The sequence below is a fragment of the Streptomyces sp. SID5910 genome, assembly GCF_009862125.1.
Classification (GTDB): domain Bacteria; phylum Actinomycetota; class Actinomycetes; order Streptomycetales; family Streptomycetaceae; genus Streptomyces.
On record NZ_WWHX01000700.1, the window covers coordinates 1 to 5,459 of the forward strand.

The following is a 5,459-nucleotide window of genomic DNA, read 5'->3' on the forward strand; positions in this document are numbered from 1 at the left end:
GTGCCGGGCACCCGGGCCCCCAGCCGCGACACCTCGCCGTCCAGCCGGGGGAACAGCTCCGTGTCCGTGACCCGCACCTCGGGCCCGAACAGCGTCGACAGCGCCGGCCGGGCGCGGCCCGTCTGGAGCGACACCACCTCGCGCAGCACGCCCGTCAGCTGCTCGGCCATCTCCTGCGCGGAGGCGAACCGGCGGGCCGGGTCGGGATCGGTGGCGCGCACCAGCAGCCGGTAGAACGACTCGTACTGCCGGAACACCTCGATGTTGTCCGGGTCGGGCAGGGAGTCGGCGTAGACGGTGGTGTAGCCCTGGAAGTCGAACGTCAGCACCGCGAGCGTCCGGCCGACCGTGTACAGGTCGGAGGCCACCGAGGGGCCGACGTCGGCGACCTCCGGGGCCTGGTACCCCACCGTGCCGTAGATCGCCGACTCGTCGTCGTCCATGCGGCGCACCGCGCCCATGTCGATCAGCTTGAGCTGGTCCTCGCTCTGGATGGCGTTGTCGACCTTGAAGTCGCAGTACAGCAGGTTGCGGCTGTGCAGGTGGCCGAGCGCCTCCAGCGCCTCGATGCCGTACGCGCAGGCCTGCTCGACCGGCAGCGGATCGCGCCGGCCCCCGGACGTGCGGCGGGCGTTGGCGATCTCCTTGAGGGACTTGCCGCCCACGTACTCCATGACGATGTAGCCGTCGAGGGAGCCGGTGCGCTGGTCGAGGTGCTCGACGAAGTTGTAGATCCGCACGATGTTGGCGTGCTCGATCTCCGCGAGGAAGCGCCGCTCGGAGATCGCCGCCGCCATCGCGTCCTGGTCGCCGGTGTCCAGCAGGCCCTTGAGGACCACCCAGCGGTCCGACACCGCCCGGTCGACGGCGAGGTAGATCCAGCCGAGCCCGCCGTGCGCGAGGCAGCCCGCCACCTCGTACTGGCCGTGCACGACGTCCCCGGACTTCAGCTTGGGCACGAACGAGTACGGGTGGCCGCACTTGGTGCAGAAGCCCTCCGTGCGGCCCGGCCGGTCCCCGCGCGCCCGCCCGACCGGGGCGCCGCAGTCCGAGCGCGAGCAGAACCGCTTGCGCTCGGGCACCTCGGGGTTGTCCAGGACCATCGCGCGCGGGTCGGGCCGCGGGATCGCCGGGACCTCGACCAGGCCGGCGCCGATCCGCCCCCGCGTCGACGAGCCGGCGGGCGAACCCGAGCTGCGCACCGACACCGAACGGCCCGTGGAGCGGCCCGACACCGACCGCGACAGCCGCCCCGAGACCGAGCGCCGGGACTTCGCCGACTGCGACGACGTACGCGCGCTGCGGCCGCTGGTGCGCGCGCTCCCGCTGCCCGCCGAGCCGCGCGAACCCCGCCCGCCGCCGGTGATCCCGGTCGGCGTCGAGCCCACCATGCCGTTGGACGCGACGACCGGCGCGAGACCGCAGGTGTCGCAGTACAGCTCGCCGCCGCCCATGTCCTCGTAGGACCCGCCGCAGCCGGGACGCTGACAGGTCCGCTGCTCCTGGCTCATGCCGTGGCCTCCCCGTTGTCGCTCATGCGCCCGGCCCCGTCCGGTCCACCGGCCCGCCCTGCCCGGGCACGCGCGGCGCGGAGCCCAGCAGTTCGGCCGCCGCGTGCTGGTAGCGCAGGACGGCCCCCTCGGCGACGCGCAGGTCGCAGGGCGCGCTCCACAGCATGCGGCGCGCCTTCTCGTACTTCTCGACCAGCTCCGGGTCCTCCGCGAAGCCCAGCCGGGCCACCTTCGCCTTGTACGCGTCCAGCCGGCCGCGCAGCTCGGCACGGACCGCGAGCGGCGCGGTGACCGCCGTCAACGACTCGCGGGCCCGCAGCAGCTCGTCCTCGGCCTTCTCCTCCAGGGACTCCAGCAGCGGCGACAGGCGGTGCCACTGGGCGTGCCTGCGGTACTCGGCGGCCGTCGCCAGCTGCTCCTGGAGCACGGTCGGCGGTCCGCTGACCACGGGCACCTCCGTCGCGGCGATCTTCGCCAGTACCTCGCCGCGCGCGGTGCGGGCCTCGGCGAGCGTGCGGTCCGCGCGGGAGAGCACGTCCCGCAGCCGCACGATCCGCTGTTCGGCGTCCTGGCGGACGGCCAGCACCGCGTCGATCTCGCGGCGCACGTCCTCCAGGGCGCGGGCCTCCCGGTCGTAGACCGTGGTGTCCGGGCGTCCGCCGCCCGGCGCCGAGCTGCCCTCGGTGGGCACCCAGAACGCCAGCGGGTCGGACACCACCTGCTCGCGCAGCCGCGTCAGGGTGCGGGTGATCCGCTCCAGGTCGTCGCCTGCGGGGTGTTCGCCGGGGCGCACGCCCACCGAGTGCGCGAGGCGGCGGGTGCGCTGGAGCTCGGCGGCGAGTAAATCGATGCGCGCGGGCAGCGCCGACCACACCGCGTCGGCGGCGACCACCAGGTCGAGGGAGGCCGCGTACAGCTGGTTCATCCGGTCCACCAGCGTGACCAGCGAGTACCGCTCGCTGAGCCGGCCCGGGCCGCCGTTCAGGGTGGGCGCGCCGGCGGTGGCGGCGGCGCTGCCGGCCACGGAGACCGCGTCGCCGCGCAGCAGCTCCGTCAGCTCCGCCAGGTCCTCGCGGCTGGACCAGCGGCGCCGGGCGCGAATCTCCCGGGCGGTGCGCAGGGCGCCCGTGTACGCGTCGAAGTAGGACCACAGCAGGGTGATCGACGCCTCCGCGGCGGCCCAGCGCTCCTCGGTCACGCCCGTGAGCCCGGCGCCCTCCAGGAGTCTGCGGCCCGCGTGGTCCTGGAGGGCGAGGAGCGAGGTCTCGATCGCCTCGTGCTCCGCGCCGAGCCGCGCCAGCGCACGGTCCACCTCGTCCCGGTCCATCACCGGCCCGGTGGGTCCCGTGTCGCCCATCGATCACCTTTCGCTCGTCGCCGACTCGTGCGTGCTCTTCCCCGCGGTGCTGCGGCCGTTCAGCTCCCGCGCAGGTACTGGGGGGCCGGCGGCTCCGACTTGCGGGAGTCGTCGCCCATGGTCTGCGACAGCCACGTCCCGTACGAGTGCTGCCAGCCCCGGGCCTTGTCAGCGCGCCACTCCACGAGGATCTGGTTGACCCGGCGTACCAGGTCGTCGGCGTCCTTCTTCATCGCCACGCCGTAGTACTCGGTGGTGAAGGGGTCGCCCTTCAGTTCGACCGTGGGGTCCTGCGCGGCCTGGCTCGCGGCGAGCGCGCCGTCGGTGACCACCGCGTCGACCTCGCCGAGCTGGAGCCGCACCAGGCAGTCCAGCTGGTTGGGCACGGTGGTGCCGAGGTCGGCGCCGGCCGCCGCCCTGCCGTCCGCCTGGTCCTGCTTCAGCGTGCTCAGCGCCGTCGAACCCGCCGCCGTGCAGAGCTTCTTGCCGGCGAGCGTGCCGTCGTACCCGGTGATGTCCGAGGACTTGGGGGCGAGCAGCTGCTGGCCGGTCCTGAAGTAGGGCGCGGAGAAGGCGACGTCGGCGAGCCGGTCGCAGTTGATGGTCATCGTGCGGACCACCATGTCGACCCGGCCGTCCTGGATCGCCGGGACCCGCTGGTCGGTCGGTATCGCCTTGAACTGCACCGCGTCCGGGTCGCCGAGGATGTCCTCGGCGATGCGGTGCACCAGGTCGATGTCGAAGCCCTCCAGCTGCGCGTCGCCGCCGCTGTTCGGGTCGCGGTAGCCCCAGCGGTAGCTGTTCTGGTCGACGCCGACGATCAGCTTGCGCTTGGCGCCCTCGCGGGCCCGGATGGCCTCGATGGTGGGGCCGTCCCCGCCGGCCGGGGACAGGGTCTGCTTCTCCGGGTCCGTGCACTCCTCGGCGGCGCGCGCCTGGCGTCCCTGGGCGGCGCCCCGGCCGCCGGTGCCCGGGGCGCCCGCGGTGCCCTCGCCGTGTGAGCGGACCACGGGCAGGAGCAGCGCGAAGAGCACCGCCAGGGCGCAGGCGAACGCCATCGCACCCACCCCGCCCCAGCCCTTCAGGCCGGTCCGCAGTCGTCGCGCACGCATCGTCACGCCCCCTTTCACCGCCACTCCTTCCCGCCCGCCCGCCGGGCCCCGGCCGCGCCTCACCGGTACTCCGACAGCCTGCGGCCGATGCCCAGCAGCGCGCCGGCCGCGCCCAGGACGGCGAGCGCGGCGGCGCCCTCGGGCAGCAGGCTCATCGCGCCCAGGCCGTCGCCCGCCGCCCGCTCGAACTCGTTCTTCTCGTGGTCCAGGGCGTCGGCCAGCGACGCGTCGACGCCGTCGAAGCACTCGACCGTGGCGCCCTTGCCGCCGATCACCAGGTCCAGCGCCTGCTGGTAGTTGCCGTTCTCGTCCTGCTCACGGGCCGAGGCGTGGCGCTTCTTCCACTCCGTCATGTTGTCGTTCGCCGCCGTGACCGGCCGGGTGCCCGCCTCGTCGTCGGCGAGCCGCCGCGCCTCGGCCAGGCCCTTGCCGAGGGTGGTCATGTTCTTCTCGAAGTCGAAGTCGTACGCGTCGTACGTCTCGTCGCCGACCTTCTTCGTCTCCGCGCCGCGCGCCACCAGCGTCAGGTTCTCGTCGCCGCGGGCCTTGAGGGAGGCGATGCGGGCCTCGTGCAGCGCGTTCAGGGAGCGCACGCCGTGGTCGTAGGAGTCGTTCAGGTCGGACCGTGCGACGGTGTGGCCGACGACCAGCCACAGCAGGACGATCGTCGCGGCCGTCGTGGCGGCGACGAGGCCGTGGTTGAGGACCCGGTTGGTGCGCCGGTAGTTGCGGTGCTGCGCCCAGCCGAGGGCCGCGAGCGCGAGGACACCGAGGGCGATCGCCGCCCAGGGGTAGGGCTTCGCGTCGGCGTAGTCGCCGCTCAGGCGCTGGTTCTCCCGGGTGTAGAGGTCCTCCGCCGCCGGGAGCATCTCCTGCTGCATCTTCTCGTTGGCGTAGCGCAGATAGGCGCCGCCGACCGGGAAGCCCTGCCGGTTGTAGGTGCGGGCACGCTCGATCAGGCCCTTGTACTGGGGCAGCAGGCGGTTCAGCCGGGTGATGGTCGCGGCGGCGGGGGAGCCGGCGTCCGAGTTGGCGGCGGCCTTCACGAGGCCCTCGGCGGCCGTGCGGACGCCCTTCTCGTACCGGTCGCGGGAGGCCTTCGTCTCCTGGCCGCCGGCCAGGAACCCGCTGGACGCCGCGGTGTTGGCGTCGGCGAGCGAGCGGTAGATGTCGGCAGCGGCGGAACTGAGCGGCTGGCTCCGGTTGAGCACGTCGTCCGCGGCGGCCGAACGCTCGTTCATCTGCCAGGCGGTGACCGCGCCGAAGGCGAGGACGAGGGCGGCGAGCAGGGCGCCGATGATGCGCAGCCGGCCCGGCTCGGTGGTGGCCGTGGCACGCAGACGGTCCACGCCCTCGGCGAACGCGGTGCGGCGCGCGGCGGGCGGCGGGGAACCGGGCGGTGCGCCGCTGCCCGACCGCTGCCGCGGCAGGGGCTGGGGCGGCACGGCGGGCAGCGGGGGCACGCCCGTGCCCGGCGGT

Annotated in this window: 4 protein-coding genes; all 4 read right to left on the reverse strand. The window is 74.2% G+C overall.

The features are described 5' to 3' along the window. Positions 1–1,511, reverse strand: a 1,511-nt coding sequence (locus GTW67_RS24505) for a serine/threonine protein kinase (RefSeq protein ID WP_161166967.1), incomplete at its 3' end; no start/stop codon positions are given. A 22-nt stretch (positions 1,512–1,533) separates the two neighbouring features. After that, positions 1,534–2,868, reverse strand: a complete 1,335-nt coding sequence (locus GTW67_RS24510; RefSeq protein ID WP_161166968.1) for a coiled-coil domain-containing protein — start codon at positions 2,866–2,868, stop codon at positions 1,534–1,536. 59 nt (positions 2,869–2,927) lie between these two features. Continuing rightward, positions 2,928–3,980: a glutamate ABC transporter substrate-binding protein gene (locus GTW67_RS24515; protein ID WP_161166969.1), complete on the reverse strand. Its 1,053-nt coding sequence runs from the start codon at positions 3,978–3,980 to the stop codon at positions 2,928–2,930. Between the two features lie 59 nt (positions 3,981–4,039). Beyond that, a partial coding sequence (locus GTW67_RS24520; RefSeq protein WP_237519012.1) for a GlnX family signal transduction membrane protein occupies positions 4,040–5,459 on the reverse strand: 1,420 nt, incomplete at its 5' end.